This is a genomic window from Methylobacterium fujisawaense, assembly GCF_039619325.1.
GTDB classification, from domain to species: domain Bacteria; phylum Pseudomonadota; class Alphaproteobacteria; order Rhizobiales; family Beijerinckiaceae; genus Methylobacterium; species Methylobacterium fujisawaense.
Window position 1 is genome coordinate 2,613,094 of sequence record NZ_CP155000.1, and the last position, 26,681, is coordinate 2,639,774.

Annotated in this window: 31 protein-coding genes; 24 read left to right on the top strand and 7 right to left on the bottom strand. The window is 70.5% G+C overall.

Annotation, left to right across the window (positions count from 1 at the left end; translation table 11 throughout):
• Positions 1–496 precede the first annotated feature (496 nt).
• The 10 genes from rpsF to ABC766_RS12360 all read left to right on the top strand — a co-directional run bounded on the left by rpsF (position 497) and on the right by ABC766_RS12360 (position 9,331).
• Positions 497–958: a 30S ribosomal protein S6 gene (gene rpsF, locus ABC766_RS12315; protein ID WP_020090632.1), complete on the top strand. Its 462-nt coding sequence runs from the start codon at positions 497–499 to the stop codon at positions 956–958.
• Positions 959–961: 3 nt separating this feature from the next.
• Entirely contained in the window at positions 962–1,213 is a 252-nt protein-coding gene (gene rpsR / locus ABC766_RS12320) for a 30S ribosomal protein S18 (RefSeq protein ID WP_007561044.1), read from the top strand.
• 127 nt (positions 1,214–1,340) lie between these two features.
• Entirely contained in the window at positions 1,341–2,420 is a 1,080-nt protein-coding gene (locus ABC766_RS12325; protein WP_043346873.1) for a DUF2232 domain-containing protein, read from the top strand.
• A 41-nt stretch (positions 2,421–2,461) separates the two neighbouring features.
• Positions 2,462–3,034, top strand: a complete 573-nt coding sequence (gene rplI / locus ABC766_RS12330; protein ID WP_043346875.1) for a 50S ribosomal protein L9 — start codon at positions 2,462–2,464, stop codon at positions 3,032–3,034.
• Positions 3,035–3,403: 369 nt separating this feature from the next.
• The gene (locus tag ABC766_RS12335; protein WP_043346877.1) at positions 3,404–4,891 is read left to right on the top strand and encodes a replicative DNA helicase; all 1,488 of its coding nucleotides are present in this window, start codon (positions 3,404–3,406) and stop codon (positions 4,889–4,891) included.
• A 132-nt stretch (positions 4,892–5,023) separates the two neighbouring features.
• Positions 5,024–5,473 (top strand): cupin, encoded by a 450-nt coding sequence (locus tag ABC766_RS12340; RefSeq protein WP_053611135.1) that lies wholly within the window; start codon positions 5,024–5,026, stop codon positions 5,471–5,473.
• 10 nt (positions 5,474–5,483) lie between these two features.
• On the top strand, positions 5,484–6,386 hold the full coding sequence (locus ABC766_RS12345; RefSeq protein WP_345822354.1) for an SMP-30/gluconolactonase/LRE family protein: 903 nt from the start codon (positions 5,484–5,486) through the stop codon (positions 6,384–6,386).
• A gap of 5 nt (positions 6,387–6,391) precedes the next feature.
• Positions 6,392–7,279, top strand: a complete 888-nt coding sequence (locus ABC766_RS12350) for a VOC family protein (RefSeq protein WP_345822355.1) — start codon at positions 6,392–6,394, stop codon at positions 7,277–7,279.
• An 82-nt stretch (positions 7,280–7,361) separates the two neighbouring features.
• Positions 7,362–8,264, top strand: coding sequence for a prolipoprotein diacylglyceryl transferase (gene lgt / locus ABC766_RS12355; protein ID WP_427902306.1), 903 nt, complete (start codon positions 7,362–7,364; stop codon positions 8,262–8,264).
• Entirely contained in the window at positions 8,261–9,331 is a 1,071-nt protein-coding gene (locus ABC766_RS12360; protein ID WP_345822356.1) for a class I SAM-dependent methyltransferase, read from the top strand. The genes lgt and ABC766_RS12360 overlap by 4 nt, the downstream gene beginning before the upstream one ends.
• 43 nt (positions 9,332–9,374) lie before the next feature.
• Here ABC766_RS12360 and ABC766_RS12365 read toward each other — a convergent pair whose 3' ends face one another.
• Positions 9,375–9,566, bottom strand: a complete 192-nt coding sequence (locus ABC766_RS12365; protein WP_043346894.1) for a hypothetical protein — start codon at positions 9,564–9,566, stop codon at positions 9,375–9,377.
• A 144-nt stretch (positions 9,567–9,710) separates the two neighbouring features.
• Here ABC766_RS12365 and pgeF point away from each other — a divergent pair, with 144 nt between their 5' ends.
• From pgeF to ABC766_RS12380, 3 genes are all read left to right on the top strand, one after another.
• Positions 9,711–10,481 carry a peptidoglycan editing factor PgeF gene (gene pgeF / locus ABC766_RS12370; RefSeq protein ID WP_043346897.1) on the top strand — a complete coding sequence of 257 codons (771 nt, stop codon included), beginning with the start codon at positions 9,711–9,713 and terminating at the stop codon, positions 10,479–10,481.
• 269 nt (positions 10,482–10,750) lie between these two features.
• The gene (locus tag ABC766_RS12375; RefSeq protein WP_043346898.1) at positions 10,751–11,590 is read left to right on the top strand and encodes an outer membrane protein; all 840 of its coding nucleotides are present in this window, start codon (positions 10,751–10,753) and stop codon (positions 11,588–11,590) included.
• Positions 11,591–11,788: 198 nt separating this feature from the next.
• Complete coding sequence (locus ABC766_RS12380) at positions 11,789–12,568, top strand: DUF2076 domain-containing protein (RefSeq protein ID WP_043382729.1); 780 nt, start codon at positions 11,789–11,791, stop codon at positions 12,566–12,568.
• Positions 12,569–12,669: 101 nt separating this feature from the next.
• On the opposite strand, the gene ABC766_RS12385 is transcribed toward ABC766_RS12380, so the two are convergent.
• Positions 12,670–13,485 carry a L,D-transpeptidase gene (locus tag ABC766_RS12385; protein WP_345822357.1) on the bottom strand — a complete coding sequence of 272 codons (816 nt, stop codon included), beginning with the start codon at positions 13,483–13,485 and terminating at the stop codon, positions 12,670–12,672.
• Positions 13,486–13,763: 278 nt separating this feature from the next.
• Between ABC766_RS12385 and ABC766_RS12390 the strand changes: the two genes are divergently transcribed.
• The 5 genes from ABC766_RS12390 to ABC766_RS12410 all read left to right on the top strand — a co-directional run bounded on the left by ABC766_RS12390 (position 13,764) and on the right by ABC766_RS12410 (position 18,042).
• The gene (locus ABC766_RS12390) at positions 13,764–14,480 is read left to right on the top strand and encodes a protein phosphatase CheZ (protein WP_043382723.1); all 717 of its coding nucleotides are present in this window, start codon (positions 13,764–13,766) and stop codon (positions 14,478–14,480) included.
• A gap of 73 nt (positions 14,481–14,553) precedes the next feature.
• A complete protein-coding gene (gene uvrC / locus ABC766_RS12395; protein ID WP_043382720.1) occupies positions 14,554–16,614 on the top strand; it encodes an excinuclease ABC subunit UvrC in 2,061 nt (686 codons plus the stop codon).
• A 73-nt stretch (positions 16,615–16,687) separates the two neighbouring features.
• Positions 16,688–17,287 carry a CDP-diacylglycerol--glycerol-3-phosphate 3-phosphatidyltransferase gene (pgsA, locus tag ABC766_RS12400; protein ID WP_043355549.1) on the top strand — a complete coding sequence of 200 codons (600 nt, stop codon included), beginning with the start codon at positions 16,688–16,690 and terminating at the stop codon, positions 17,285–17,287.
• Positions 17,288–17,341: 54 nt separating this feature from the next.
• On the top strand, positions 17,342–17,593 hold the full coding sequence (moaD, locus tag ABC766_RS12405) for a molybdopterin converting factor subunit 1 (RefSeq protein ID WP_345822358.1): 252 nt from the start codon (positions 17,342–17,344) through the stop codon (positions 17,591–17,593).
• Positions 17,594–17,811: 218 nt separating this feature from the next.
• Positions 17,812–18,042: a hypothetical protein gene (locus ABC766_RS12410; RefSeq protein WP_043355551.1), complete on the top strand. Its 231-nt coding sequence runs from the start codon at positions 17,812–17,814 to the stop codon at positions 18,040–18,042.
• Positions 18,043–18,130: 88 nt separating this feature from the next.
• Here ABC766_RS12410 and ABC766_RS12415 read toward each other — a convergent pair whose 3' ends face one another.
• Positions 18,131–18,907: an SDR family oxidoreductase gene (locus tag ABC766_RS12415; protein WP_345822359.1), complete on the bottom strand. Its 777-nt coding sequence runs from the start codon at positions 18,905–18,907 to the stop codon at positions 18,131–18,133.
• A gap of 150 nt (positions 18,908–19,057) precedes the next feature.
• Here ABC766_RS12415 and ABC766_RS12420 point away from each other — a divergent pair, with 150 nt between their 5' ends.
• Complete coding sequence (locus ABC766_RS12420) at positions 19,058–19,471, top strand: flagellar biosynthesis repressor FlbT (protein ID WP_043355555.1); 414 nt, start codon at positions 19,058–19,060, stop codon at positions 19,469–19,471.
• A 13-nt stretch (positions 19,472–19,484) separates the two neighbouring features.
• Here ABC766_RS12420 and flaF read toward each other — a convergent pair whose 3' ends face one another.
• Positions 19,485–19,856 (bottom strand): flagellar biosynthesis regulator FlaF, encoded by a 372-nt coding sequence (gene flaF, locus ABC766_RS12425; RefSeq protein WP_043355557.1) that lies wholly within the window; start codon positions 19,854–19,856, stop codon positions 19,485–19,487.
• 168 nt (positions 19,857–20,024) lie between these two features.
• Between flaF and ABC766_RS12430 the strand changes: the two genes are divergently transcribed.
• Entirely contained in the window at positions 20,025–20,270 is a 246-nt protein-coding gene (locus ABC766_RS12430; protein ID WP_043355558.1) for a hypothetical protein, read from the top strand.
• Here ABC766_RS12430 and ABC766_RS12435 read toward each other — a convergent pair whose 3' ends face one another.
• From ABC766_RS12435 to ABC766_RS12445, 3 genes are all read right to left on the bottom strand, one after another.
• A complete protein-coding gene (locus tag ABC766_RS12435) occupies positions 20,271–20,492 on the bottom strand; it encodes a hypothetical protein (RefSeq protein ID WP_345822869.1) in 222 nt (73 codons plus the stop codon).
• 4 nt (positions 20,493–20,496) lie between these two features.
• Positions 20,497–20,811 carry a hypothetical protein gene (locus ABC766_RS12440; protein ID WP_043355560.1) on the bottom strand — a complete coding sequence of 105 codons (315 nt, stop codon included), beginning with the start codon at positions 20,809–20,811 and terminating at the stop codon, positions 20,497–20,499.
• A 138-nt stretch (positions 20,812–20,949) separates the two neighbouring features.
• Positions 20,950–21,459, bottom strand: coding sequence for a metallophosphoesterase family protein (locus tag ABC766_RS12445; protein ID WP_345822360.1), 510 nt, complete (start codon positions 21,457–21,459; stop codon positions 20,950–20,952).
• A gap of 158 nt (positions 21,460–21,617) precedes the next feature.
• Here ABC766_RS12445 and ABC766_RS12450 point away from each other — a divergent pair, with 158 nt between their 5' ends.
• The 4 genes from ABC766_RS12450 to ABC766_RS12465 all read left to right on the top strand — a co-directional run bounded on the left by ABC766_RS12450 (position 21,618) and on the right by ABC766_RS12465 (position 26,650).
• Positions 21,618–22,337 (top strand): cytochrome c biogenesis CcdA family protein, encoded by a 720-nt coding sequence (locus ABC766_RS12450; protein ID WP_345822361.1) that lies wholly within the window; start codon positions 21,618–21,620, stop codon positions 22,335–22,337.
• A 40-nt stretch (positions 22,338–22,377) separates the two neighbouring features.
• Positions 22,378–23,424, top strand: coding sequence for a selenide, water dikinase SelD (gene selD, locus ABC766_RS12455; RefSeq protein ID WP_345822362.1), 1,047 nt, complete (start codon positions 22,378–22,380; stop codon positions 23,422–23,424).
• A 104-nt stretch (positions 23,425–23,528) separates the two neighbouring features.
• Positions 23,529–25,541, top strand: a complete 2,013-nt coding sequence (locus ABC766_RS12460) for a glycosyltransferase (RefSeq protein ID WP_345822363.1) — start codon at positions 23,529–23,531, stop codon at positions 25,539–25,541.
• Positions 25,538–26,650 carry a glycosyltransferase gene (locus ABC766_RS12465; protein WP_342143687.1) on the top strand — a complete coding sequence of 371 codons (1,113 nt, stop codon included), beginning with the start codon at positions 25,538–25,540 and terminating at the stop codon, positions 26,648–26,650. The genes ABC766_RS12460 and ABC766_RS12465 overlap by 4 nt, the downstream gene beginning before the upstream one ends.
• The last annotated feature ends 31 nt before the right edge of the window (positions 26,651–26,681 follow it).

Below are 26,681 nucleotides of genomic sequence, written 5' to 3' on the forward strand. Positions count from 1 at the left end.
CGGCCGGGGATCCCCAGCTGCGCCGCGCTTGTGTCATCGAACCGCCCGAGCGGCAAGCCGCGGTGCCCGTCGACGGATCCGGAGACCGATCGTGGCCGCCCCGCCGTCCGCTCGCAGAATCAGGCCCGGACGGCGCTGCCCCCGCGCGGTCTCCGGCACGAGCCTTGCCAAGAGCCCGGCAGCGTGGCGCGCCAGATCCAATACCTACTCCGGCGCCGCACCGGGATGCCTGAAGTGCGCGGCGAACTTGCCAGAGCGGCAAAAACCGACTATGCGCCGCCCCTCGCGTTCGCTCCGGCCGGGGGCTGAACGGACAATGCTGCTCGCGGCATAGGGATCTTGCCGGATCCCGTCGTCCGGTGTCTCCGCCTTCGATCAACCGCTCGGGCCTGAAAATCGGCTCGAAGGGCTTGGCGCCGAGCGTCTCGCGAGATGAACCGGCCCGACTCAGCCGCCCTCCGGCGGCCGGGCTCCTTTTGACGATGAAAGGCCCGATATGCCTCTCTACGAGCATGTGCTCTTGGCCCGCCAGGACGTGACGTCCCAGCAGGTCGAGACGATGATCGACACCTACAAGGGTGTGATCGAGCAGAACGGTGGCCGTCTCGAGAAGATCGAGATGTGGGGCGTGAAGTCCCTCGCCTACCGGATCAAGAAGAACCGCAAGGCGCACTTCGCGCTCCTCAACATCGATGCCCCGCCGGCCGCCATCGCCGAGATGGAGCGCCAGATGCAGATCTCCGAGGACGTGCTGCGCTTCATGACCATCCGGGTCGAGGAGCTCGATTCCGAGCCGTCCGCCATGATGCAGAAGCGCGACCGCGACGACCGCAAGGATCGCGAGCGCGGCCGTCGTCGGGATGACGAGGGCTTCGGTGGTGGCGGCTTCGGCGGCGACCGGGGTGACCGCGGCGATCGCGGTGACCGCGGCGAGCGCAGCTTCGGCGGGGAGGGCTAACCCATGGCTTTCGGTGCTGGTGCAGGCGGCGGACGCCGTCCCTTCTTCCGTCGTCGCAAGACCTGCCCGTTCTCCGGCGCGAACGCGCCGAAGATCGACTACAAGGACGTCAAGCTCCTCTCCCGCTACGTGTCGGAGCGCGGCAAGATTGTCCCGTCGCGGATCACCGCGGTCTCGGCCAAGAAGCAGCGCGAGCTCGCCCAGGCGATCAAGCGTGCCCGCTTCCTCGGCCTGCTGCCCTACGTGATCAAGTAGGTCACCGAACCGACCGGCCCGGCTCTCGCCCGGGCCGGTCCTCACAGAGGGCGGCGCGCGCCGCCCGATCGTTGGGGCGTATCCGTGCCTCTAACCCTGCCGCACCGGCAGCGGGACAGCGGAATTCATGGCACAGCATATCGGCATCGGTATCGGCGCGGGCCTCGTCTCGGCACTCCTGTTCGGGGTGCTTCTGAAGGCGACCCCCCTCGCGATCCTGCTCTACCTCGTGGCACCGCTGCCGATCCTGATCGTCGGCCTCGGCTGGAGCCATAAGGCCGCCCTCGTGGCGGCGGCCACCGGCAGCCTCGTGCTGATCCTCGTGATCGCCCCGTTCATGGGGCTCGCCTTCGCGGCCTACATCGCCCTCCCCGCCTGGTGGCTCGCCTACCTCACGCTCCTCGGGCGCGAGACGCAAGCCGGCCTTGAATGGTACCCGACCGGCCGCCTGCTCGGCTGGATCGCCGCCACGGCCGCCCTCGCCTTCATCGCCATCGCGGTCCTGTCCTCGCCGAATCACGCGGCCTTCGATGCACAGCTGCGCGGGCTCGCCCAGACGCTGGTGCAGACGCGCATGCCTGCAACCCGCAGCCCTGCCGAAACCCGACGCGCCGGTGCGCCGGCGACCGGCTCCGACGCCGCCGGCCAGGACGCCGCCGGCCAAGACAAGGCTGGACAGGACGCGGGCGGACAGGACGCGGCGGCCGCGCCCGAGCCGGCGCCGCAGACCGGTGACGATCAGGCCGACGTGACGCGGACCGAGGTCGCGGATGCCCTCGCCCGAGTGGTGCCGGCGTTGGCGGCGAACGGTCTCGCGCTGCTGCTGGCCTTCTACCTCTGGGCCTCGGCCCGGATCGTGAAGATCTCGGGCCGCCTGCCGCGGCCCTGGCCGGACATCCCCTCCACCACGATGCCGCGCTCGACGCTCGCGGCGCTCGCGGCCGCCGTCGCGATGTGCTTCGCCCCCGGCTATGTCGGCGTCTTCGGCGTCGCGCTGGTCGGAGCCTTCAGCGCGGCCTTCGCCCTTCAGGGACTCGCCGCCTTCCACGACCGTTCCCGCGGCCGGCCCGGACGCGGGCTGATGCTGTTCGGCATGTATCTGATCCTGTTCGTGACCCAGGGTATCGCCCTGGTCGCCCTCACCCTGTTCGGCCTCGCCGATACAGCCCTCGACCGCCGGCGTCCCAAGGACAGCCCGGCGCCGTGAGACCCCGGCCTCAGCGGCCGACCACCTGAAGGAGAAAGACCATGGAAGTGATCCTGCTCGAGCGCGTGGCCAAGCTTGGCCAGATGGGCGAGACCGTGAATGTCCGCCCGGGCTTCGCCCGCAACTTCCTGCTCGCCCGCGGCAAGGCCCTGCGCGCGACGGAAGCCAACAAGAAGCATTTCGAGGCCCAGCGCGCCCAGCTCGAGGCCCGCAACCTCGACCGCAAGAAGGACGCCGAGGCCGTCGCCGAGAAGCTGAACGGCCAGAGCTTCGTCCTGATCCGCCAGTCGGGCGAAACCGGCGTGCTCTACGGCTCCGTCTCGACCCGAGACCTCGCCGAGGTCGTCTCGAAGGAGGGCTTCACGGTCGACCGCGGCCAGTTCACCCTGAACCAGCCGATCAAGACCCTGGGCCTCCACAAGGTCCCGGTTGTGCTGCACCCCGAGGTCGAGGTCGAGATCACCGTCAACGTCGCCCGCAGCCCCGAGGAGGCCGAGCGTCAGGCCCGCGGCGAGTCGGTCACCGAGCGCGAGGCGTTCAATCTCGACGACCTGGGTCTCGAGGTCGGCATGGCGCTGGCCGATGCCGGCGAGGGTGCCGACGACCGCGGCTGATTTCTTCCGCGGACAATCCGACCGGCTTCGGGGCCGGTCGGGCGTGCGGGACATTGCGGGCCGGGTACCGGACAGGGCCACGCCCTAGGCCGGGCGCCGGACGCGCCGCGTTCGGGCTCGGCTGGGAACCGTCCCCAGCCCTGTATGTCGGTGAACACTGGGGACGATTGCCCCCGAGACTTGACACGTTCCAGTTTTGTTCCAGCATGGACGCCCGCCGCTCGCGAGAGTCGGCGGGCGTCCGCTTTTCCGCGCCCCGGCCCGGGAGAACCGGCCGTCGGCTAAGCTTCGGTAACCATACCGAGGCCAAGGTCGTGCGGTGTGATCCTGGCGCGCCCGCCGCGGCGCCTGATACGGAGTCGTCCGCCGATGGCCCTGCCCAATGCGCTCACGGCCAAGCTCGAAACGGTCCAGGCCGAGTACCGCGTCGCCCCGCACAACATCGACGCGGAGCAGGCGCTGCTGGGCGCGATCCTGGTGAACAACGACGCCTATTACCGGGTGTCGGACTTCCTGCTGGCCGAGCACTTCATGGAGGATGCCCACCAGCAGATCTTCACGGTGGCGGCGTCCCTGATCAAGGCGGGCAAGCTCGCCACGCCCATCACCATGAAGACCTATCTGGGCGACGCCGATTTCGGCGGCCAGACGGTGATGCAGTACCTCGCCCGGCTCGCCGCCGACGCCACCACGGTGATCAATGCCGGCGAGTACGGCCGCACGATCTACGACCTCGCCATCCGCCGCCGGCTGATCACCATCGGCGAGGATCTGGTGAACGGCGCCTACGAGGCGCCCGTGGAGCAGGCGCCGCGCGACCAAATCGAGGAAACCGAGCGGCGGCTCTACGAACTGGCCGAGGCCGGACGCTACGACGGCGGCTTCCAGAAGTTCTCCGACGCGCTGACCGCCGCGGTCGACATGGCCGCCAAGGCCTATCAGCGCGAGGGCAAGCTCTCCGGCATCGCCACGGGCCTCAGCGATCTCGACGCCAAGATGGGCGGCCTCCAGCCCTCCGACCTGATCATTCTCGCGGGCCGCCCGGCCATGGGCAAGACGTCGCTGGTGACCAACATCGCCTTCAACATCGCCAAGGCCTATCGCGGCGAGAAGCAGGCGGACGGAACGACCAAGACCGTGAATGGCGGGATCGTCGGGTTCTTCTCCCTCGAAATGTCGGCCGAGCAGCTCGCCACCCGTATCATCGCCGAGCAGTCGGGCGTCCCCTCCTACAAGATCCGCCGCGGCGACATCCGGCCGGAAGATTTCTACAAGATCACCGATGCCGCCCGCGACATGCAGACGATCCCGTTCTACATCGACCAGAGCGGCGGCATCTCGATCGCCCAGCTCGCAGCCCGGGCCCGGCGCCTGAAGCGCCAGAAGGGGCTGGATCTGCTGATCGTCGATTATCTCCAGCTGTTGTCGGGCTCCGGCAAGCGCAGCGACAACCGCGTGCAGGAGATGACTGAGATCACCACGGGCATGAAGGCGCTCGCCAAGGAACTGGCGGTGCCGATCATCGGCCTGTCGCAGCTCTCCCGTCAGGTGGAGAACCGCGACGACAAGCGCCCGCAGCTCGCCGACCTGCGCGAATCGGGCTCGATCGAGCAGGACGCCGACGTGGTGATGTTCGTGTTCCGTGAGGAATACTACGTCGGCAACAAGAAGCCCCGCGAAGGGACCGAAGAGTTCTTCGCCTGGGAAGCCGAGATGCAGCGCGTCCACGGCAAGGCCGAGGTCATCCTCGGCAAGCAGCGTCACGGCCCGACCGGCACGGTGGAGCTGCAGTTCGACGCCAACATCACCCGGTTCTCAAACCTCGCGCAGACGGATCGGATCCCCGAGCAGATGTGACGGCGCGGGCCGCTGGCGGGTCCGGCCTCGAGACGGCACGTCGGCCGTCCCGATCACCGACATCCGCGCGCGAACCATCGCCAAGCCCGGCCGTTGTGGGACAACAAGTGTCCCGCCGCGGCAGGAGCGACGATGAGCGAGCAGACCCCTCCGAAGATGCCGTACTGGCACGTCTACACCGATGCGGAGGGGGTGAGCCGCCAGGAGCTGGTCCATCTCGAGCGGTTCAAGTTCGAGGGGATCAACCCCGAGACCGCGCCGCAGTGGAACGACAAGATGGATCCGGCCCCGTCGGTCGTGACCTTCACGGTCCTGCCGGTCGGGTGGGTGGGCGAGTGGCACGAGAATCCGCGGCCGCAATGGATCGCCATCCTCTCGGGGCGCTGGTTCGTCGAGACCATGGACGGCCACCGGGTCGAGATGGGCCCGGGCGAGCTGATGATGGGCGAGGACCAGAACACGAAGGCGCGGGACGGCAAGAAGGGCCACCTGTCCGGCACGGTGGGCGACGAGCCCTGCACCATGATCGTGACCGGCCTGCAGGTCGAGCCGACCGTCAATCAGCCCGGCCGCTTCAAGTAGGCCCGGTCTGATGGAGGGCTTCGACCTCACGCAGCCGCGCTTCAAGGCCTACATACTGCCGAACGCGCCGCTGGAGAAGCTCGCCGAGGGGTTCCGCTGGACGGAGGGCCCGGTCTGGTTCGGCGACCGCGACGAGCTGCTGTTCTCGGATCTCCCGAACAACCGGGTGATGCGCTGGTCCGACTCTGCCGGCCTGAGCGTCTATCGGGCGGCGAGCGACTTCGAGAACGGCCACGCCCGCGACCGCCAGGGACGGATGCTGTCCTGCTCGCATCGCGGCCGGCGCATCCACCGCACCGAACTCGACGGAAGCATCACCAGCCTCGTGGAGCGCTACCGGGGGCGGCGGCTGAACTCGCCCAACGACATCGTCTGCAAGTCGGACGGGACGATCTGGTTCTCGGACCCGCCCTACGGCATCCAGACCGACTACGAAGGCGGCAAGCAGGATTCCGAGCTGCCCGCCGCGGTCTACCGGTTCGACCCGCGCGACGGCTCGCTGCGGGTGGTGGCCGACGATTTCCAGGGGCCGAACGGGCTGTGCTTCTCGCCCGACGAGCGCAGGCTCTACATCGTCGAGACCGGCCTGCAGTTCGACACCGACCCGCTCCAGCACGTCCGCGTGTTCGACGTCGGCGAAGACGGCGGCCCGTCCGGGGGCGCCGTCTTCTGCACGATCGCACCGGGTAATGCCGATGGGATCCGCTGCGACGAGCATGGCAATCTCTGGTCGAGCGCCGGGGACGGGGTCCACTGCATCGACCCGGGCGGCGAGCTGGTCGGCAAGATCCGCGTGCCCGCGACGGTCGCCAACCTGACCTTCGGCGGCCGCAACAACAGCCGCCTCTTCCTGTGCGCCTCGCAGGCGCTCTACGCGATCTACGTGAACGTGCGGGGGGCTCCTCTCCTGTGAGCGGGGTGCGGGCGCTCATCGGGTTCGGCCGCACCGTCGCGGACCTCGCCGTCACGGAAGCCTTCTACCGGGACGGGCTCGGCTTCGCGCGGATCGCGCCGCCGGAACCCCTGCCCCCCGCGCAGGCGGAAGCGATGGGACTCGGGGACAGGCGCGCGACGCAGCTGCGCATGCGGCTCGGCGCGCAGACCGTCACCTTCCTCAGGGTGGATCCGCCCGGTGCGCCCTACCCGGCCGATCCGGCGGCGACCGACCCGTTCTTCCAGCATCTCGCGATCCCGGTCCGCGACATGGCGGCCGCGATGGCGCAGCTCGCGCCGCTATCCCCGCTTCCCATCAGCCGCGGCGGTCCCCAGCGCCTGCCGGAATCCACGGGGGGCGTAACCGCCTACAAGTTCCGCGACCCCGACGGGCACCCGCTGGAGCTGATCGTCTTTCCCGGCGGCCCCCCGGCCGACCGCTGGCGCGAGGCGCCGGGGCTGTTTCTGGGGATCGATCACTCGGCGATCACCGTCACCGATCTTGAGGCGACCCTGGCCTTCCTGACCGGCCCCCTCGGTCTCACGCTGGCGGAACGCGGCCTGAACCAGGGCCCGGAACAGGCACGCCTCGATGGCCTGGACGATCCGCAGGTCGATGTGCTGGCGCTGGAACCGCCGGAGCCGGCGCCGCACGTGGAACTGCTGCATTATCGCTTGCCCGCCACCGAACGGCGGCTCGTCTTCGGGCCCGCCGACCGGGCCGCGACCCGCTTCGTCTTCGCCACGGCCGATCCGCAGGCCTTGTCGCGACGCTTGCGCGCGGCCGGACGGGTTCCGCAGGCCTCCGCTGACGGCGCAACGGTCTATTGCGCGGGGCCGGACGGACACGGCGTCTTGTTCGTGCGCACCTGAGGCCTCCACTCCGGCAGGGTGCCCTCGGGCTTGACGCGTCGCCCCTCCGGCGTCCAATCCGGCCGCCCCGGAGGTGAGACTGATGCCGTTCCTCGCCCTGCCCTTTCCGGCCATCGATCCTGTGGCGCTCGCGATCGGGCCGATCACGATCAAATGGTACGCCCTCGCCTACATCGCCGGCCTGATCGGCGGGTGGTATTACGCGCGCCGCCTCGTCATGGCCGACAGCCTCTGGGGCGTGGTGAAGCGCCCGCAGGTCGTCGACATCGACGACCTCGTCGTCTGGGTGGCGCTCGGCGTCGTGCTCGGCGGCCGGATCGGCTACGTGCTGTTCTACAATCTCCCGATGTACATCGCCGATCCGATGGAGATCCTGGCGATCCGCAACGGCGGCATGTCGTTCCACGGCGGCTTCATCGGGGCGATCCTGGCCTTCCTGCTGTTCGCGCGCGGCAAGGGCCTTAACGGCTACACGCTCCTCGATATCGGCGCGGTGGTCGTCCCGATCGGCCTGTTCTTCGGCCGGATCGCCAATTTCGTGAACGGCGAACTCTGGGGCCGCGTGGCGCCGGACTTTCCCTACGCCATCGTGTTCCCGAGCGGCGGGGCCGTGCCCCGCCATCCGAGCCAGCTCTACGAGGCCGCCACAGAAGGTCTGCTGCTGTTCATCGTGATGGCGGTGAGCGTCCGCCGGTTCGGCTTCCGCAAGCCCGGCCTCCTCGGCGGCATCTTCGTCCTCGGCTACGCCCTGGCGCGGACCTTCTGCGAGTTCTTCCGCGAGCCGGACCGCCAGCTCGGCTTCCTGTTCGGCGACCATTTCGGTCCGATGGGCGGCGGCGTGACCATGGGCATGCTGCTGTGCGTGCCGATGATGGTCGTCGGCCTCACCTACATCGTGCTGGCCGGGACCGGCCGGACGCGTCCGCGCCATCCGGTGGCGACACCCGCCGCCGAGGCGGACCGCAAGGCGGCCGTCGAGGCGTGAGCCCCCTCGGAGCCGAGATCGCGGCGCTGATCCGCCAGAACGGGCCGATCGGCGTCGATCGCTACATGGCCCTGTGCCTCGGCCATCCGGTCCACGGCTACTACCGCACCCGCGACCCTCTGGGCGCCCGGGGCGACTTCACCACCGCGCCCGAGATCAGCCAGATGTTCGGCGAGCTGATCGGTGCCTGGAGCGCCTATGTCCACGAGCTGATGGGACGACCCGATCCCCTGGTTCTGGTGGAGCTGGGGCCCGGCCGCGGCACGCTGATGGCGGACGCGCTGCGGGCGTTGCGGGCGGCGCGCCCGGGAATGCGCGTGGCACCGCATCTGGTGGAGACCAGCCCGGTCCTGCGGGCCGCGCAGGAACGCCTCCTCGCCGGGACCGGCGCGGCGTGGCACGCCGACATCGAGTCGCTGCCTCCGGGTCCCGCGATCATCCTGGCGAACGAGTTCTTCGACTGCCTGCCGGTGCGCCAGTTCGAGCGCCGGCCGACGGGCTGGCACGAGCGGCAGGTCGGCCTCGATCCGCAGGGCGGCCTCGCCTTCGGGCTGTCGCCGGAGCCGACCCCCGGCCTCGACGCGGACGGCCCGGACGGGGCGCTCATGAGCGTGCCGACGGCCGGGCTCGCGCTGATGCGCAGCTTGGCGCAGCGCCTGTGCATCCAGGGGGGCACCCTGCTGGCCATCGATTACGGCCATGTCCGACCGGGCTTCGGCGACACCCTCCAGGCCCTGTCGGGGCATCGCTTCGCCGATCCACTGGCCGCGCCCGGCGAGGCGGATCTGACGCATCATGTCGATTTCGCCGCCCACGCGAAGGCGGCACAGGCCGAGGGCGCGGCGATCCATGGGCCGGTGGACCAGGGCGACTTCCTGGCAGCCCTCGGACTCGGCGCCCGTGCCGAACGTCTGAAGGCCCGGGCCAATGCGGCGCAATCCGCCGCGATCGACGCGGCAATCACCCGCCTCACGGATCCGAGCCGGGGCGGGATGGGCAGCCTGTTCAAGGTGATGGCGGTGAGCGGCCCGGCCCTCGGACCGCTCCCGGGGTTTCCGGCGGCCTGAGCCGCCGGGCCGATTCCTCGGCCCCGCAGGGGGCCGGATTCGGTCAGCCGAAGGAGCCGAAGCCGGAATCCGTCTGGGTGGACGGCCGCGGTGTCGGCGGTGCAGGCGGGTTGAGGTCGGTCGGGTCGAAGGCGGCGGGCTCTCCCGTGACGGGGTGGGCGGGCGCGCTCGGGATCCGGGGCTCTTCAGCCTCGGGCGTCTCGGGCAGGACGTCGGTCTCGATCCCTCGTGACATTGCGATCCTTCTCAAGGCGGAGCCGGATCGGCTCCATACTGCAATGCAGCAAGAATCTGACGGTTGAACGACATCGTCAAGGGTCCGCCCTTGCGCTATCGGGGCGCGATACGAGCAACCGCGAGGCCGACCGTGACCGCAGGCATGATCATCGAGGCGCCGGAACTCTCCGCGCATGCGGGCGTGCGCCACGCCTTCTTCACCCGCGTCGGCGGGGTTTCGGACGGCCTCTACGCGTCGCTCAACGGTGGGCTCGGCTCCCAGGACGTGCCGGAGCGCGTCGCCGAGAACCGGGCGCGGATGTGCGGCCGGCTCGGCCTGCCGCCGGATCGGCTCGTCAGCCTGTACCAGGTCCACTCGGCCGATGTCGTCACCGTCGAAGCGCCCTTCGCGGCGGCGGAGCGGCCCAAGGCCGACGCCATGGTGACGCGGGTGCCGGGCCTGGCGCTCGGTATCGCCACGGCGGATTGCGGGCCGATCCTGTTCGCGGATCCCGAGAACGGGGTCGTCGGTGCCGCCCATGCCGGCTGGAAGGGCGCCCTCACCGGCGTGATCGGCGCGACGGTGGCGGCGATGGAGGCGCTCGGCGCGCGGCGGCAGCGGATCGTCGCCGTACTGGGCCCGACGATCGGGCAGGCTTCCTACGAGGTCGGCCCGGACTTCATCACCCGGTTCCGGTCCGACGCCCCCGGCATGGAGCGCTTCCTCGCGGCCGGCACGCGGCCCGGACACGCGCAGTTCGACCTGCCGGGCTTCATCCTGGCCCGGCTCGCCGAGGCCGAGGTCGGGGAAGCCAGCGCGCTCAACCTCTGCACCTACGCGGATCCGGAGCGGTTCTACAGCTATCGGCGGACCACGCATCGCGGCGAGGCCGATTACGGCCGCCTCATCTCCGCCGTGACGCTCGTCCCCTGACGGCGCGGTCCGCCATCGGACACCAGGGGTGCGACACTTTGTCGATGCACGGGCGAGAAAAAAGCGTAGCCGTGAATGAACCTTGGCCATTCGCCCGCGTTGGGGGGTCAAGGTGCCGGGGATAAACGGCGGGTTGCCATAAGGGGCCGCGAATGCGGTCGGCGACACCGCGGAGCGCAAAGCAGCCCTGGAACCGCTGGAACGCAGCCAGATCCGGTTACGCCCCCGTCCGGCCACGGTCGGGGCGGACCACCAGTGAGGACCAGATCATGAAATCCCTGCTCCGTGTGACCACGGCCCTCGCGGGCGTCGCCTTCGCCGGCTCGGCCTTCGCCGCCGACCTGCCGCGCCGCGCCGCCCCGCCGCCGATCTTCACCCCCGTCCCGGTCTTCACCTGGACCGGCGCCTATTTCGGTATCAACGCCGGCTACGCCTTCGACGCCAGCGACCGCAACACCGGTTCCAGCTTCGGCGTGCCCTTCCCCTACGCCGCCCCCGGCACCGTCGCCACCTTCCGCAACCGCAGCCAGGACGGCTTCTCCGGCGGTGGCCAGGTCGGCTACAACTACCAGTTCACGCCCGGCTCCGGCATCGTCATCGGCGTCGAGGCCGACGCCCAGTACCTCGACTTCGGCCGCAGCCGGAACAACGCCTTCATCTCCGGCGCGCTGGCCCCCGGCTACTACGTCACCGACCCGCGCGGCCTCTCCAGCCTCGACTTCTTCGGCACCGTCCGCGGTCGCCTCGGCTACGCCTTCGACCGCACCCTGATCTACGGCACCGGCGGCTTCGCCTACGGCTCGGGCAGCGCCGACCGCTCCTTCGGCGGCTATGCCGGCAACGACAGCTTCCGCACCGGCTGGGCCGCCGGCGGCGGCATCGAGTATGCCCTGCCCACCGACTCCTTCCTGAACTTCTTCCGCTCGTCGGCCGTGACGCTCAAGGTCGAAGGCCTGTACGTCAACCTCGACCGTGGCACCCGCAACCAGGGCGCGCTCGTCGTCAACGCCGCCAACAACTTCCCCGTCGTCTACAGCGGCGTCGGCCGCCGCTCCGACGAGTTCGCCGTCGTCCGCGCCGGCCTGAACTACAAGTTCGGCACCTTCTAGGATTGCGCGACGGCGCGGCTACGGCCGCGTTCGGGATCCGTCTCTGGGAAGCCCGGCCGAAAGGTCGGGCTTCTCGTTTTTCGCAGTCGGCGGATGAAGTTTTCGCAATCCCCCTGACAAAGCGTCGCCGCGCACCCATGTCGTGTCTGCCATGCGGCGCGTTCGGGCCCGCGGGTGAGATTCGAGGAGGACGACTCCATGAACAGCGAAGAACGCGACGTCATTTCGGGCATCTTCCAGCGGCTGGAGCAGGCGCAGACCCAGCCCCGCGACGCGGAGGCGGAGCGCTTCATCGCCGACAAGATCCGCGCCCAGCCCTACGCGCCCTACGCGATGGCGCAGCTGATCTACGTCCAGGAAGAGGCGATCAAGAGCCTGAACCAGCAGCTGGAGCAGGCGCGCAGCCAGGCGGCCTCTGCGCAGCCCTCGGGCGGCGGCGGCGGCTTCCTGTCGAGCATCTTCGGCGGCGGCAGCCAGCGCCAGGAGCCGCAGCCCGGCTACGCACAGCAGCGTCCCGCCGGACAACCCTGGGGCAATCAGGGCGGCGCGCCCCCGCAGGGCTATCCTCAGCAAGGCTACCCGCAGCAGGGGGGCTATCCCCAGCAGGGCGGCTATCCCCAGCAGGGCGGCCCGTGGGGCGGTCAGCCGCAGGCGCCGGCCCGCGGCGGCGGCTTCATGGCGACGGCGCTCCCCATGGCGGCGGGCGCGGCCGGCGGCATGCTCCTGGGCAGCGCCCTGTCGAACGCCTTCGCGGGCGGCCATTCGAGCCTCGGCAGCGCTGCGGCCGCCGGCCTGGGCGGCGGTGCCGGCGAGACCGTGGTCAACAACTACTACGGCGACGGTGGCAACCAGGATCTCGGAGCTGCCCTGGACAACAGCGGCGGCGACCTGGGTAGCTTCCAGGACGCGAACTACAGCGATCCGGGTGGCGATTTCGGCGGCGACCTGGGCGGCGGCGACGACAGCGACTGGACCTGATCGTCCAGCCCCCCAAAGAAAGAGGCCCGGTCGCGTCAGGCGCGGCCGGGCCTTTCCGTATCCGAAGGGTCAGCCTGCGTGATGCCGACGACGTCAGGCGCTCACAGGACTTCGACGCGCGTTCCCACCGGCACGCGGTCGTAGAGGTCGACGACGTCGTCGTTCATCATCCGGATGCAGCCCGACGAGACCGATTGACCGATCGTGTTGGGCTCGTTGGTGCCGTGGATCCGGTAGAGCGATGAACCGAGATACAGGGCCCGCGCCCCGAGGGGATTCTCCGGCCCGCCGGCCATGTGGCGCGGCAGGTCGGGCCGGCGGGCGAGCATCTCCGCCGGCGGTGTCCAGTCCGGCCACTCCGCCTTGCGGCTGACGGTCTTGAGACCGCTCCAGGCGAAGCCGGGACGGCCGACGCCGATCCCGTAGCGGAGGGCGCGCTGGCCGGCCTGCACGAGGTAGAGATGCTTGCCGGCGGTGTCGATGACGATCGTCCCGGGCTTCTGCGGCCCCGCGAACGGGACCTCCTGGCGCTGGAATTCCGGCGCGACCGCGCGGGCGATCCGGCCGGGATCCGCCTGGGACGCTCCGTAGGCGGCCGCGGGCGGCGCGCCGTAGGGCTGAGCCGCACCGTAAGCCTGTCCGTAGGATTGTCCGTATGCCTGAGCGGCCTCCGGCTCGGCCGGCACCAGCTCCCCGGAATAGGCCGCGACCCGCTGGGGCGTCGCCGCCCGCTGCGGGGCCGCGGAGCGCTGCGGCCAGCCGCGGCCGCCGCCCCCGGCGCTGCCGGTGACGAGGTACTCGATCAGGCCGCCGCCGTAGCCGCCCTCGGCGTAGCGCGCCTGTTGCGCGCGCGCAGGCCCGCACAGCACGAAAGCGGCCGCGGCCGCCGCCATTCCCAATCGGACCGAACCCCGCATCGTCGCATGCTCCCGAGCCGGCGCCCAAGCGCCCGGCCCGCGAACGATCCCGCGGCATTTTACCGAATCAGGTGAAGGAACGTGGTGAATCGCGCCGAGGCCGCGGTCTCTCCCCGGCCCGTCGGCGGCAGCGTGAATCGCCGGTTAACCGTTCATCGCAGCCCGCCGCGCCTTCGGGAAGGAGCCCGGAACGCTCGGAAAAAGCTTGGCAGTCACAGTCCGCTAACCGATGTGGTAGAGAGTTGCGTCGACGGAACCCGAACGCCCACGCCCGGACGATGACCCAGAAGCGCTATCGCATCGAAGACAGCCTCGGGATTCCCGCGGCTCCCCAGCCTGGTCCGGGCTCGATCGCCTCGAACGAGCGACTCGAAGAAATCTTCAGCGCCATCCAGGACTTGCGCCGCGTCACGCAGATGAGCGCCAGCGAGACGATCGAGTCGTGCCGGCGCGAGCTGCACGAAGCGCTCGCGATGCGCACGGAACTCGACGTGATGAAGGAGGCGATCACCCGCACCAAGTCGGAGCTGGCGACGCTGCATCGGACGGAGAATACCGGCAAGGGCATGCGCCGGGCGGCCGACGAACTCGACGCCGTGGTCGACTCGACGGAGCGCGCCACGACGCAGCTCCTCGGGGCGATCGAGGAGATCGAGAGCCACGCCGGCATGCTCAACGCCGCGACGCTGCCGCCCGGGCTGAAGCAGCACGTCGACGTGATCCTCGAGCGCGTGATCACAGCCTACGAGGCCTGCAACTTCCAGGACTTGACCGGCCAGCGGATCACCAAGATCGTCGGCGTGATGAAGTTCATCGAGGAGCATCTCGACCGGCTGATCGCCACGTGGTCGGAACTCGACAGCTTCAAGGAACTCATCACCGTCATGCCGGTGCCGACCTCCCTGGACGACGAGAGCTCGCTCCTGAACGGTCCGAAGCTCGACCACGATCCCGGCCACGTCGACCAGAGCGACATCGATTCGCTGTTCGACTGATCCCCGGTCCGGGCGCGCGATTTTTGTCGCCGCCCCGGTCCCGCTGGCGCTCAGGAACGCTTAGATCTGCGGTATGAGCCGCAGAGCCCTCTCAGACCTGCCCCCGGACACCTTCGACGACGGCCGCGACGCCGAGCGGGACGAGACCGCCGACGCGCCGGAAGCCGGCCTCCCCGACACGGAGGCGCCGGAAATCGATTTCGACTTCGAGCCGGGTGCCGTCCAGGCCGGCACCGAGGTGATCCGCCGGTTCTGGTCGACCCTGCCGTCCTCGCCCGGCGTCTACCGGATGTTCGATCATCGCGGCGACGTCCTCTATGTCGGCAAGGCCAAGAACCTGAAGGCCCGGGTCGGCTCCTATGCGCGGGGTCAGGCGCATTCGAACCGCATTGCCCGGATGATCTCGCAGACGGCGGCGATGGAGTTCGTCACCACCGCCACCGAGACCGAGGCGCTGCTCCTCGAAGCCAACCTGATCAAGCAGCTGAAGCCCCGCTTCAACGTGCTGATGCGGGACGACAAGTCGTTCCCCTACATTCTGGTCACCGACGACGGCCCCGCCCCGCAGATCGTCAAGCACCGGGGCGCCCGGCGCCGGAAGGGCAATTATTACGGGCCCTTCGCCAGCGTCTGGGCGGTGAACCGGACGGTGAACGCCCTGCAGCGCGCTTTTCTCCTGCGCACCTGCACGGACAGCTACTACGAGAACCGCACCCGTCCCTGCCTGCTCTTCCAGATCAAGCGCTGCTCCGGCCCCTGCACCGGCGAGATCGCCACGGAGGATTACGCCGCCATGGCGGATTCCGCCCGGGCGTTCCTGGCGGGCAAGTCGAACGCCGTGAAGGACCGGATGCGCACCGAGATGCAGGAAGCCTCGGAAGCGATGGAGTTCGAACGCGCCGCCCGCTTCCGGGACCGGATCGCCGCGCTGTCGGCGATCCAGGGCGTGCAGGGGGTCAACACCCAGGGCGTGGAGGAAGCGGACGTGTTCGCCCTCGACGAGCAGGCCGGCCAGTTCTGCATCGAAGTGTTCTTCTTCCGGAACTTCCAGAACTGGGGCAACCGCGCCTATTTCCCCAAGGCCGACCGGTCGATGACCCCCGACGAGGTGCTCGGGTCGTTCATCGGCCAGTTCTACGACGACAAGCCGGCGCCCCGGACGGTGCTGACGAGCCATGCGGTCGAGGATGCCGAGCTGGTGGCGGCGGCCCTGTCGAGCCGGGTGGAGTACCGCGTCGAGATCCACAAGCCGAGCCGCGGCGAGCGGAAGAACCTCGTCGACTACGCCCAGCGCAACGCCAAGGAAGCCTTGGCGCGGCGCCTCGCCGACACGGCCTCCCAGGGCAAGCTGCTCGCGGCGCTCGGCCAGGCCTTCGGGCTCGACGGCGCGCCCCGCCGGATCGAGGTCTACGACAACTCGCACATCATGGGGACGAACGCGGTCGGCGGCATGATCGTCGCCGGCCCGACGGGCTTCATGAAGACGCATTACCGCACGTTCAACATCAAGTCCGAGGAGCTCACCCCGGGCGACGATTACGGCATGATGCGCGAAGTCCTGCAGCGGCGCTTCAAGCGGCTGGTAAAGGAGTCACCGCGCACCGAACGCGAAGCCGCGGCCGCCGCCGTCGAGGGCGGCGTCCAGGAGCCGGTGCCGGCCGAGGAGAGCGAGGCGTTCCCGGCCTGGCCGGACCTCGTGCTGATCGACGGCGGCAAGGGCCAGCTCGACGCCGCGCGGACGGCCCTGGAGGAGGTCGGCGTCTCGGGCGTGCCGCTGATCGGCGTCGCCAAGGGCCGCGACCGGGATGCCGGGCGCGAGACGTTTTTCGTGCCCGGCCGGCCGCCCTTCAAGCTTCCGCCGCGCGACCCGACGCTCTACTTCGTGCAACGGCTCCGGGACGAGGCGCACCGCTTCGCCATCGGCAGCCACCGGGCCAAGCGGAAGCGCGAGATGGTGAAGAACCCCCTGGACGAGATCGCCGGCATCGGGCCCAGCCGCAAGCGCGCGCTGCTCCATCACTTCGGGACCGTGAAGGCCATCGAGCGTGCGGCCTTCGAGGATCTGGCCAAGACACCGGGCGTGAACGCCGCCACCGCGCGGGCGGTCTACGACTTCTTCCATGCCGGCGCCTGAGAACCCGACCGCGATGGCCGAGACCGAAACCAGGACGTTGACGCCCGGGCCCCGCTCTGATTTCACCCCTGCGATGAACGCCGTCCTTCCCCGACGACGGTCGCCGGCCTGGACGCTCGCGAATTGCCTGACCTACGGGCGCCTCGTTGCCGTGCCGGTGATGGTCGCTCTGCTGTTCTGGCCCGAATCCCACACCGCCCGGTGGACGGCGCTGGGCGTTTTCGTCGCGGCCGCGATCACCGACTATTTGGACGGGTACGTCGCACGCACCTACCATCAGAGCTCGGCGCTCGGCCGGATGCTCGATCCGATCGCCGACAAGCTTCTCGTCTCGGCGTGCCTGCTGATGCTGACGGCGGACCACACGATCGTCGGCTCGAATATCTGGGCGGCCATCGTGATCCTGTGCCGCGAGGTGCTGGTTTCCGGCCTGCGCGAGTACCTGGCCGAGCTGAAGGTCGGGGTGCCCGTCAGCAAGATCGCCAAATGGAAGACCACCGTGCAGCTCGTGGCTCTCGGCTTCCTGGTCGCCGGCCCGGCGGGCGAGACCCTGCTGCCGGGGACCGAGCCGATCGGCCTGACGCTGCTGTGGCTGGCCGCCGCCCTCACGCTCTGGACCGGCTGGGACTACATGCGGGCCGGGATCAAGCACGTCATCGACGATCCGCGCTGACGGATCGGCCTGCGGGACGTGCGGTCCCTGCCCTGTCTTCGCTACGGTGATGCGATGAAGCTCGTCTATTTCGCCTGGGTCCGCGAGCGGATCGGCCGCCCCGAGGAGGAGCTGGCACCGCCGGCGGACGTCGCCACCGTCGCCGACCTCGTCCGGTGGCTCCGGGGCCGGGGCGAGGAATATGCCTACGCCTTCGAGGATCCGGGCGTCGTCCGGGCCGCGATCGATCGGGTCCACGCCAAGCCGGACGCGCCGATCGCGGGCGCCCGCGAGATCGCCTTCTTCCCGCCGATGACGGGCGGCTGAGGCCCGGCCACGCCGCGCACGTAGTCCACCGGGGTTGTCTTGGTCCCGGTTCCGCAGTCATTGGCGCCGTCGCTCCGGCTCTGCTGCGAACCGAACGGCGCGCGGGCCGAGCCAAGTTTTTTTACGGGTTCGGTCCGCCTTCGAGACCGACGGCTCTGCGGAACGCTCAAGCTGTGACCGCCGTTACCCGGTACCGAAACCGGTATTGGAGTTTCAGCATGCGCAAGACCTTGCTCGCGACCGCCGCCCTGTTGAGCCTCGGCGCCGCCGCACAGGCCCAGACCACCGTCATCGAGCGCGACCGGCCGGCCGTCGTCGTCGACCGCCCGGCGACCGAGTCGAAATCCGTGACCGTCCACGACCATGGCGACGGCTGCGTCACCAAGACGGTGCGCAAGGAGAACGACATGGGCGACTCCAAGACCGTCAAGAAGGAGACGTGCGACTGAGGCACGGAAGCGGGCCGGGCCGGAACGCGGACCCGCGCCCCCTGTCCGGCCGGTCTCATGTCCGGCCGGTCTCCTGCCCGGCTCCCGGTCAGCGCCATCCCGCGTCGATGACGTAGGGGTGGCCGGTGCACATCCGGGCATCGTCCGAGGCGAGGAACAGGACCAGCGCGGCGACGTCGGCCGGCTGGATCCGGCCGTCGAGGCATTGCGCGGCGACGATGCCCGCCTCGCCCTCCGGCGTGTACCATCTCTCCTGCCGCTGCGTCTGGACGTTGCCGGGGATGATCGACACCACCCGGATCCCATCGCGGCCGAGGTCGCGGGCCAGGGCGCGGGTCATCCCCTCGATCGCCGCCTTGGCGGTCTGGTAGAGCGGCATCTCCTTCAGCCCGAGATGCCAGCTGATCGATCCGAAATTGAGGATCACGCCGCCGCCCGCACGCCGCATCGCCGGCACCGCCGCCTGGGCGGCGAAGAACAGGTGGCGCAGGTTCACCGCCATCCGGTCGTCCCAATAGGCGGGCGTCACCTCGGCGAGGCTGTGGCGGTCGTCGTTGCCGGCATTGTTGATCAGGACATCCAAGCCGCCCAGAACCGTATCCGCCTCGGCGACCAGCGCGCGAACCGCATCGACATCCGTCAGGTCGCAGCGCCGGTAGAGCGGGGCGTGCGCGGCGCCGGGCGTCAGACGCGCCACCACTGCGTTCGCCGCATCATCCGCGATGTCGCAGAACAGGACGCGGGCCCCCTGGCCGACGAAGGCCTCGACCAGACCCGCGCCGATTCCCGAGGCTCCGCCCGTCACCAGGACGCGCTTGCCGCCGAGGCTCGGATACCGTGCGCGCCGATCCGTCTGCGCCGTCATCGGACCTCCCCGACACGCTTCACCCGGTCGTCATTTGTGTGAGTTTATCACGGCACCCGCGTGGTGCAACGGCCGCGCTCGGTGCGGGAATTCTCGAAACGTTAACGGTTCGCGAATGAGATCGCCGGGTCTTCTAGAAAGGAACGCCCGATGCCCCTGCGTCTGGAACTCAAGCCCTTCGAACGGCTGATCATCAACGGTGCCCTGCTGCGCAACGGCGACCGGCGCTCGACCTTCTTGATCGAGACGCAGTGCAAGTTCCTGCGCGAGAGCGAGATCATCACGGAGACCGAGGCCGACACGGCCTGCAAGCGCCTCCACCTGACCCTGACGGTCATCTACCTCGCCGACGATCCGACGCAGGGGATCGACCTGTTCTTCCGGCAGGCGACGGATCTGCTCGGGCTCGCGCCGGCGGCGGCCCCTCACATCGCGGGGATCGCCCAGGCCGTCGAGACCGGCGCGTATTATCGGGCGCTCAAGCTGAGCCGCAAACTCGTCGAGTGGGAAGCCGCCGGCGCGGTGTCCCAGCCGGACCTGCCGGAAACGTCGGCGGCTTCCTGACGGCTCTCGGGCCTCAGCCGGGATTGCCCTGCAGGCCGGCGGCGATGTGGTTGTTGATCGACACGAGCGTCGCGATCTTCTCGGGCGTCGGCGCGATCATCGTGTCGATGCAGCTCTGGAGCACGAACACGCCCAGGCGGCCGACGCCCTGCTTGACGTCCGAAGGGAGCGGGTTCAGGTCCGACGTGGCCTCGGAGGTCAGCAGTGTCCAGACGCGCTGGTTGAACGACAGGGCGTCGTTGAGGCGCCCGGCATCGCCCTCGGAGAGCCCCTGGCTCGCACCGATCAGCTTCTGCGCCGCTTTCAGCAGAACCGCGGATTCGGCTTCGCGCGGCGAGAGGGCGCTGTGGGATGTCTTGGCGTAGGCGTTGGCGGCGTAGTTCATCGGCGGTCCAGCCCCGTCGTCAGGCCTGCCTTGGCGGCAAGCTGGCGCGTAGCTGTCGCAGACCAGGAGTTAAAAGCGCGTGAGCGCCAGATCCGCCATGATGCCGCCGGGTTGCTTATCGACGACGCTGTGTGGCCCAAAGGAATCGGGCCCCGGATCCCAGGCCCGATGTTGAATTTCGTTCTCGGAACTGTTGCCGGCGGCCTGATCGCCTGCGTGCTGACCATCGCGGCGGCGCGGCAGCCCGAGGTTCAGACGCGCCTGGGCCTGATACCCGTGCCGGCCCACACGACCCTCGCGGCCGTCACGAAGCCGGCCGAACCCGATTGCGGGCGGCGGACCGAGCCGGCACCGAAGGTCGGCTCCCAGGATATGTTGTTCAACCGTCAGCGATTCTGGTCGGTCGCGCCCTGATCAGAACGCACCGATCAGCATGAGCAGCATCGTCGTCGCGACGGTGGTGCTGACGAAGCCGCACAAGGCGGCCGCGAAGGACGGGCCGGTGCGGACGACGGCGGGCTCGATGTCGTTCGAAAGCGTGGCGGGGGTCATGGGCGCAGAACCTTTTCGGCGACCGGCGTCGCGCGTGACGGGGTGATGCTGCAGGAACGAGACTTCCGAGGTGCGGATGCGCACCCGATCAATCGCAGCGGTTAATTTTCTTGGCGATCCGCAGGCCCCGCAGTTCGCTGCGGAGATCGATCGCCACGACGCCCTCGCCGCATCGCTCGAAGGCGTCGCGAGCATCGTCGTAGCGGTCGCCCACTTCATCGAGCGTGTCGCAGACGCGGTCATGATCGCCCAGACGGGCCTCCTGACGCGCCTGGAAGCGCAGGGCATTCGCCTCGTCGACCTTGCGCTGGGCTTCGATGCAGGCCGGCACAGCCGACGCCGCGGAAGTCATCACGAGGCCTGCCACGAGGCTGGCGAGGCAACGGGTCAGAGTGACCGACATGGCACTCACTTCAACACTCACACACGGTTTGGGATGGCCGCTCCGAAGGCGGACCGGCCGGGTTTCTCGGAGCGGCACAAGTCCACTCCCTTTCTGTCCGCTGAAACGGTGAAGCTGACGTGAAAGTTCCGCCCCAACTCACCGCCCCCGACGCCGGCGGGACGTGAGGATTGCGGAGAGCGGCACGGGTGCTGGCCCCATCGGGTCGACGCCCACGTCGTACTGCTTCGGCATTGGCTTGAGCTTGCCGTGGCTGTGCCCGTGGAGGTTGAGGGCACCCCGGCTCATGCCGTTCCAAGTGCGGAACGCGTAGTGGCAGAGCACGACCATGCGGCCTTCGACCTCGATTTCCGCGTAGTGCCGAACCGACGTCCAGCCGGGCGCACTCAGAGTATCGGGCCCGTCGTTGTTGCCGACGATCAGGTGCTTCTCGCCGTTCAGCCCGGCGAGGATCTCGCGAATCCGGTCCCCGCTCGGCCCGAGGGCGAAGTCGCCGAGGTGCCAGACCGTGTCGCCGGGCGAGACCGCGGCGTTCCAGGCCGCGACCAGCCCGGCATCGTGGGCCTCAAGATCCGGATAGGGCCGGTGGTCGAAGCGCAGTGCCCGCGGGTCGCCGAAATGCGTGTCGCCCGTGAAGAAGATGGTCACCGGTCTGCTCCGCCTCGCCGGGGAACGCCACCGGACTGCCGCCGAAATCGGCTGGCTGCCGCCTGGTTCCCGCGCGCCCGCGGCCGCCTGGCGCGTTGACCGCCCGCGCGGCACGGAGGAGAGCTCCGCAGGGCGAGCGGGATCGGGAGCGCGAGGGCATGCTGGGAACGGTCGGATTCGCCTTCCTGGCCGGGCTTCTGTCGGTGCTCTCGCCCTGCGTGTTGCCGCTGATCCCGATCGTGCTCGGCACCGCGGCCGCGGAGCATCGCCTCGGCCCTGTGGCGCTGGCCGGCGGGCTGGCGATCGCCTTCACGGCGATCGGGCTGTTCGTCGCCACGATCGGCTTCACCATCGGCCTGGACGGCGACACGTTCCGGCATGCCGGCGCGGTTCTCCTCCTGCTGCTGGGCGTGGTGCTGATGCTGCCGCGGCTCCAGGCCTGGGTCGCGACGGCGGCCGGCCCGGTCGGCGCCTGGGCGGAGGAACGCTTCGGCGGCTTCGGCTCCGGCGGATTGTCCGGCCAGTTCGCCGTGGGCCTGCTGCTCGGCGCCGCCTGGAGCCCCTGCGTGGGACCGACCCTGGGCGCGGCCTCGCTGATGGCGGCGCGGGGCGAGCATCTCGGGAGCGTCGCCCTGACGATGCTGGCTTTCGGGATCGGGGCCGCGGCCCCGCTGATGCTCCTCGGCTTCGTCTCCCGCGAGGCGCTGCTGCGCTGGCGCGGCGGCCTCGCCGCGGCCGGCCGGGCCGCGAAGGCCGCGCTGGGCGCCGTGATGGTGGTCCTCGGCCTGCTGGTGCTGACGGGACTCGACAAGCAGGTCGAAGCTGCGGCCGTCGCGGCTTCGCCGGACTGGCTCAATGCGCTGACGACGCGCTACTGAGTCCGCCATGGTCCCAGGACGTCCGGAACGGAGATCAGCGATGACCGATGCCCCCCGCCTGACCAGTCTTGCCCATGGCGGCGGCTGCGGCTGCAAGCTCGACCCCGCCACCCTGCGCCAGCTCCTCGCCCAGCAGCCGGCGGCCGGGCCGTTCGAGCGGCTCCTCGTCGGCAACGAGACGGCGGACGATGCGGCCGTATGGGAGCTGGAGGACGGCACCTGCATCATCGCCACCACGGATTTCTTCACACCGATGGTGGACGACCCCGTCGATTTCGGCCGGATCGCCGCGACGAACGCCATCTCGGACGTCTACGCCATGGGCGGCCGGCCGCTCTTCGCGCTCGCGATCCTCGGGATGCCCCTGGGCAAGATCGACCCGGAGGTGGTCGCGCGGATCCTGCGCGGCGGCGCAGAGCAATGCGCCGAGGCCGGCATCCCGGTGGCGGGCGGCCACTCGATCGACGCCCCCGAGCCGATCTACGGCCTCGCGGTGATCGGCACCTGCCGCAGGGAGGCGGTGCGACGCAACGCCGACGCGATGGCGGGAGATGCCGTCCTGCTCACCAAGGCCCTCGGGGTCGGGGTCTACTCCGCGGCGATCAAGCGGGAGACCCTGGACGACGCCGGCTACCGCGACTTCATCGCCACCACCACGCTGCTCAACCGGATCGGACCCGACCTGGCCGCCGAGCCCGCCGTCCACGCCCTCACCGACGTGACCGGCTTCGGCATCCTGGGCCACGGGCTGGAGATCGCCCGCGGCGCCGGTCTCACGCTCACCCTCGAGGCCGACGCCCTCCCCCTGCTGCCGCAGGCGGAGGCGCTGGCGCGCGCCGGCGCCGTCACCGGTGCCTCGCACCGGAACTGGTCGGCGTTCGGCGAGGCGGTCGACCTGCCGGAGGGTTTTCCGGACTGGCGCCGCCACATCCTCACCGATCCGCAGACCTCGGGCGGGTTGCTGGTGACCTGCTCGACCGACCGGGCCGACGCGCTCCTCGCGCGCATCCGATCGGCGGGCTACCCGGCGGCCGCCCGCATCGGCCGGATCGAGGCCGGTCCGGCGCGGATCCGGGTGATGGGCTGAGACGCCGCCGGCCCCGAGAGGCAATCTTCAACCTTCCCGTCCACTCTGTCGCCCCACACGAGACCCGAGCCGCCGCTAGAGCCGCCGTGACCGAGGCCGCAGACATGTCACCGCCTCCCCACGGCGTCGCCGGCTGGCCGTACGGGCGCAGCGCCCCCGGACCCGCCCGTCCGCGGTCGCTGCCCGACGGGCGCCCCTGGCCGCGGATCCGGATCATCACGGTGGCCCACGCGGATGCCGCCCTGGCCGGGACCGTCGCGTCGGTCCTGCGCCAGGATTATCCGGAGTTTCGACACGACGTGCTGGCGCCTACGACCGGCCGCGCGGCCGTGGAGCGGATCCTGACCGATCCCGGTCCGGATCATCTGCTCTGGCTCGCTGCCGGCGACCTGCTCGCCCCGGGTGCGCTGATCGCTCTGGCGCTGGAGGCCTCGCTCGCCGAGGTCGACGCGGTCGCGGGGTTGCGCGTCCTGTTCGACCACGCCGTGCGGGGCCTCGACGGGCCCGATCGTGCGGCGGAAGCCGGTGGCCGCAGGTCTGCGGGGGGCGGGATCCTCTGGCGGCGCGACGGGCTGGCGGACCATGCGGTCCTCGACCCCGACGGCATGCTGAACGAGGGGGCCGCCTGGTCGACGATCTCCGAGGACCGGCGCAGCCTGATCGGTCGTCCCGCCCTGCTCCACAGGCTGCTTTCGGACCTTCCTCCGCCCGCCAGCGGTCTGTCGATCGTCTCGCTCACCGGGACGGGCACCCAGGGCGGGGCCGGCGTGGCCCAGCGCCGGCTCGCCGAGGCACTGACTCTCGCCGGTCACCGGATCGCGGAGGTCACCCTGAGCGGCCGTCCCGAGGCCGCCGAGTGGCGCGACGTCTTCCCCCCGGCCGAGGCCGCAATCTCGGCGACCGCACCGGATCTCGTCCTGGCCGGCAACCTGCACGGCGCCACCCGCAGCCTTGACGTCGTCGGCCGTCTGGCCCGGCGGGGACCGGTCGGCCTCGTGCTGCACGACCTCTTCCCCCTCACGGGCCGGTGCGCCCATCCGCGCGCGTGCGGCCGCGCCGCGATCGGCTGCGATGCGGCCTGCCCCACCCCCGACGAGTATCCGCAACTGGCCCCCGGCCGGATCGCCGGCATGCACGACCGCAAACGCGCGGTGCTCGCCGGCGCCCCGGTCGGGCCCGAAGTGCGATCCCCGGCCCGATCCGCGGCTCGATCTCCGGCTCCCTGGCTTCTCGCCAATTCCGACTGGACGCTGGCGCGGGCCCGCGAACTCGCGCCGCCCGGCACCGTGGTCGAGCCGATCCGCCTCGCCTTCCCGACCGCCGTCTTCCGGCCCGGCGATCGCGCCGGCCTGCGCGGCCGGCTCGGCCTGCCCCCCGATGACGTGCTGATCCTCGTATCCTCGGTCATCGTCGACGGGCCCGACAAGGGCTTTGCCGATCTCCGGGCGGCGCTTCAGGCCGTGGCAAAACCGGGCGTCGGCGTCGTGGCGATCGGCCGCCTCGACGATCCGGCCCGGCTCGGGATCGCGAACCTGTTCGCGCCCGGCCTCATCGCGGACGAGGCGATGCTGGCGGCGTGGTACGGCGCCTGCGACCTCCACGTCACCGCGAGCCGCCACGAGACTCTCGGACAGACGCCCATCGAGGCCGGCCTGTGCGGGGTCCCGACCCTGGCCTACCGCACCGCCGGGCTGACCTCGGCGGTGATCGACGGCGTCTCGGGCCGCCTCGTGCCGATGCGGCCCGGCGCCCTCGTCGACGCCCTGGCCGCCCTGGTCGATGACCGGGCGACCCGCACCCGCCTCGGCGCCTTCGCGCGGATCGCCCTGGAGAGCCGCTACAGCCCGGCCGCGGCGGCGCTGTCGCTGGAGGCGGTCTTCCGGCGGCAGGGCCTGGGGGACGGCGCGGCCCATCCGCGCTTCGCCCCCGCGATGCTCGGGCATTTCCCCTTCGCGGCCGATCTGCGGATGGGCGCGACCGGCACGGTCCCGGCGGTCTCGCCTCCGCTCGTGCGCCGGCTGCGGCGGGCCAAGCAGATGGTGTTCGGGCGCCGGATGCCGCTCTTCGTGCGGCGATGCCTGTACTTGGCCGGCACGCTGCGGCGCAGGGTGCCATGACGGACCTTAAGGCGAAATCCGGCATGGCGCAGCGGCGGATCTACCTCGACCAGACCCATCTGCGGGCCCATGTCACGGGCATCGAGCGGGTCACCCTCGACCTGTTCGCCCCGGAGAGGCTCGCCCCGCACAATGTACGGCCGGTGACCGCCGGCTCCCTGCCCGGCATGATCGCCGCCCAGCAGATCGGCCTCCCCGCGCGGGCGCTCACGGACAGGGACGCCCTGTTCCTGTTCCCGGGTTTCCCGCCCGGGCCGCTCTGCGCCATCGCGGCGGCACGGTGCCTGCTCTACGTCCACGACACCTTCCTGGTCACGCGGAAGGCGGATCTGAGCCTGCGCAGCCGGATCTACATGAGCCCGAGCTTCGCCCTCGCCCTGCGCTGGTGCCCGAACCTGTTCGTCAACAGCCGCACCACCGGCGCGGCCGTGCGCGCCCTCTGCGCGGAGCGCGCCCGCGTCGCCCTGCTGCGACCCGCCGTCCGCGACGCCTTCGGCCTGGCCGACCTGCCGGGGCCGCCGGCCTGCGAGCCCGGCGCGACGCTGCGGCTCCTCGCCATCGGGACCGTCGAACCGCGCAAGAACTACCCGGCGACCCTCGCCCTGACGGCGGCATTGATCCGCGCCGGCATCCCGGCGGAACTCCATCTCGTCGGCCGGGTCGGATGGGGGCGGCACGACTTCCTGGAGGCACCACCGCCGTTCCTGCACCGGCACGGATACCTCGCCGACGCGGAGCTGCGGGCCCTCGTGGGGTCGTGCCACCTGCTGGTCTCGACCTCCAAGGCGGAGGGGCTGGGGCTGCCGCTCCTGGAAGTCCAGCATGGCGGCCTGCCGGTCGTGGCGCCGGACGACCCGGTGTTCCGTGAGGTGCTGGGGACGTCCGGCCTGCTGATCCGGCCGGAGGATCCGGACGGCGCCGCTCGGACCATCGCCGCCTGGCTCCGGGATGGCGGTCTGACCCGCGCGGCGGCGGCAAGCCGGGCCAACGTGGCGTGCTGGAACGCCACAGCGGCCGAGGATGGGCTGCGCTTCCAACGCTTCCTGTCGGGCGACCCGACAGCCTACGCACCGTTGGAGTCAATTGTCGCATGCGACCGCAGCGCCTGAGGCGGCCTGCGTAGTCCCCAACAAAGCGGAG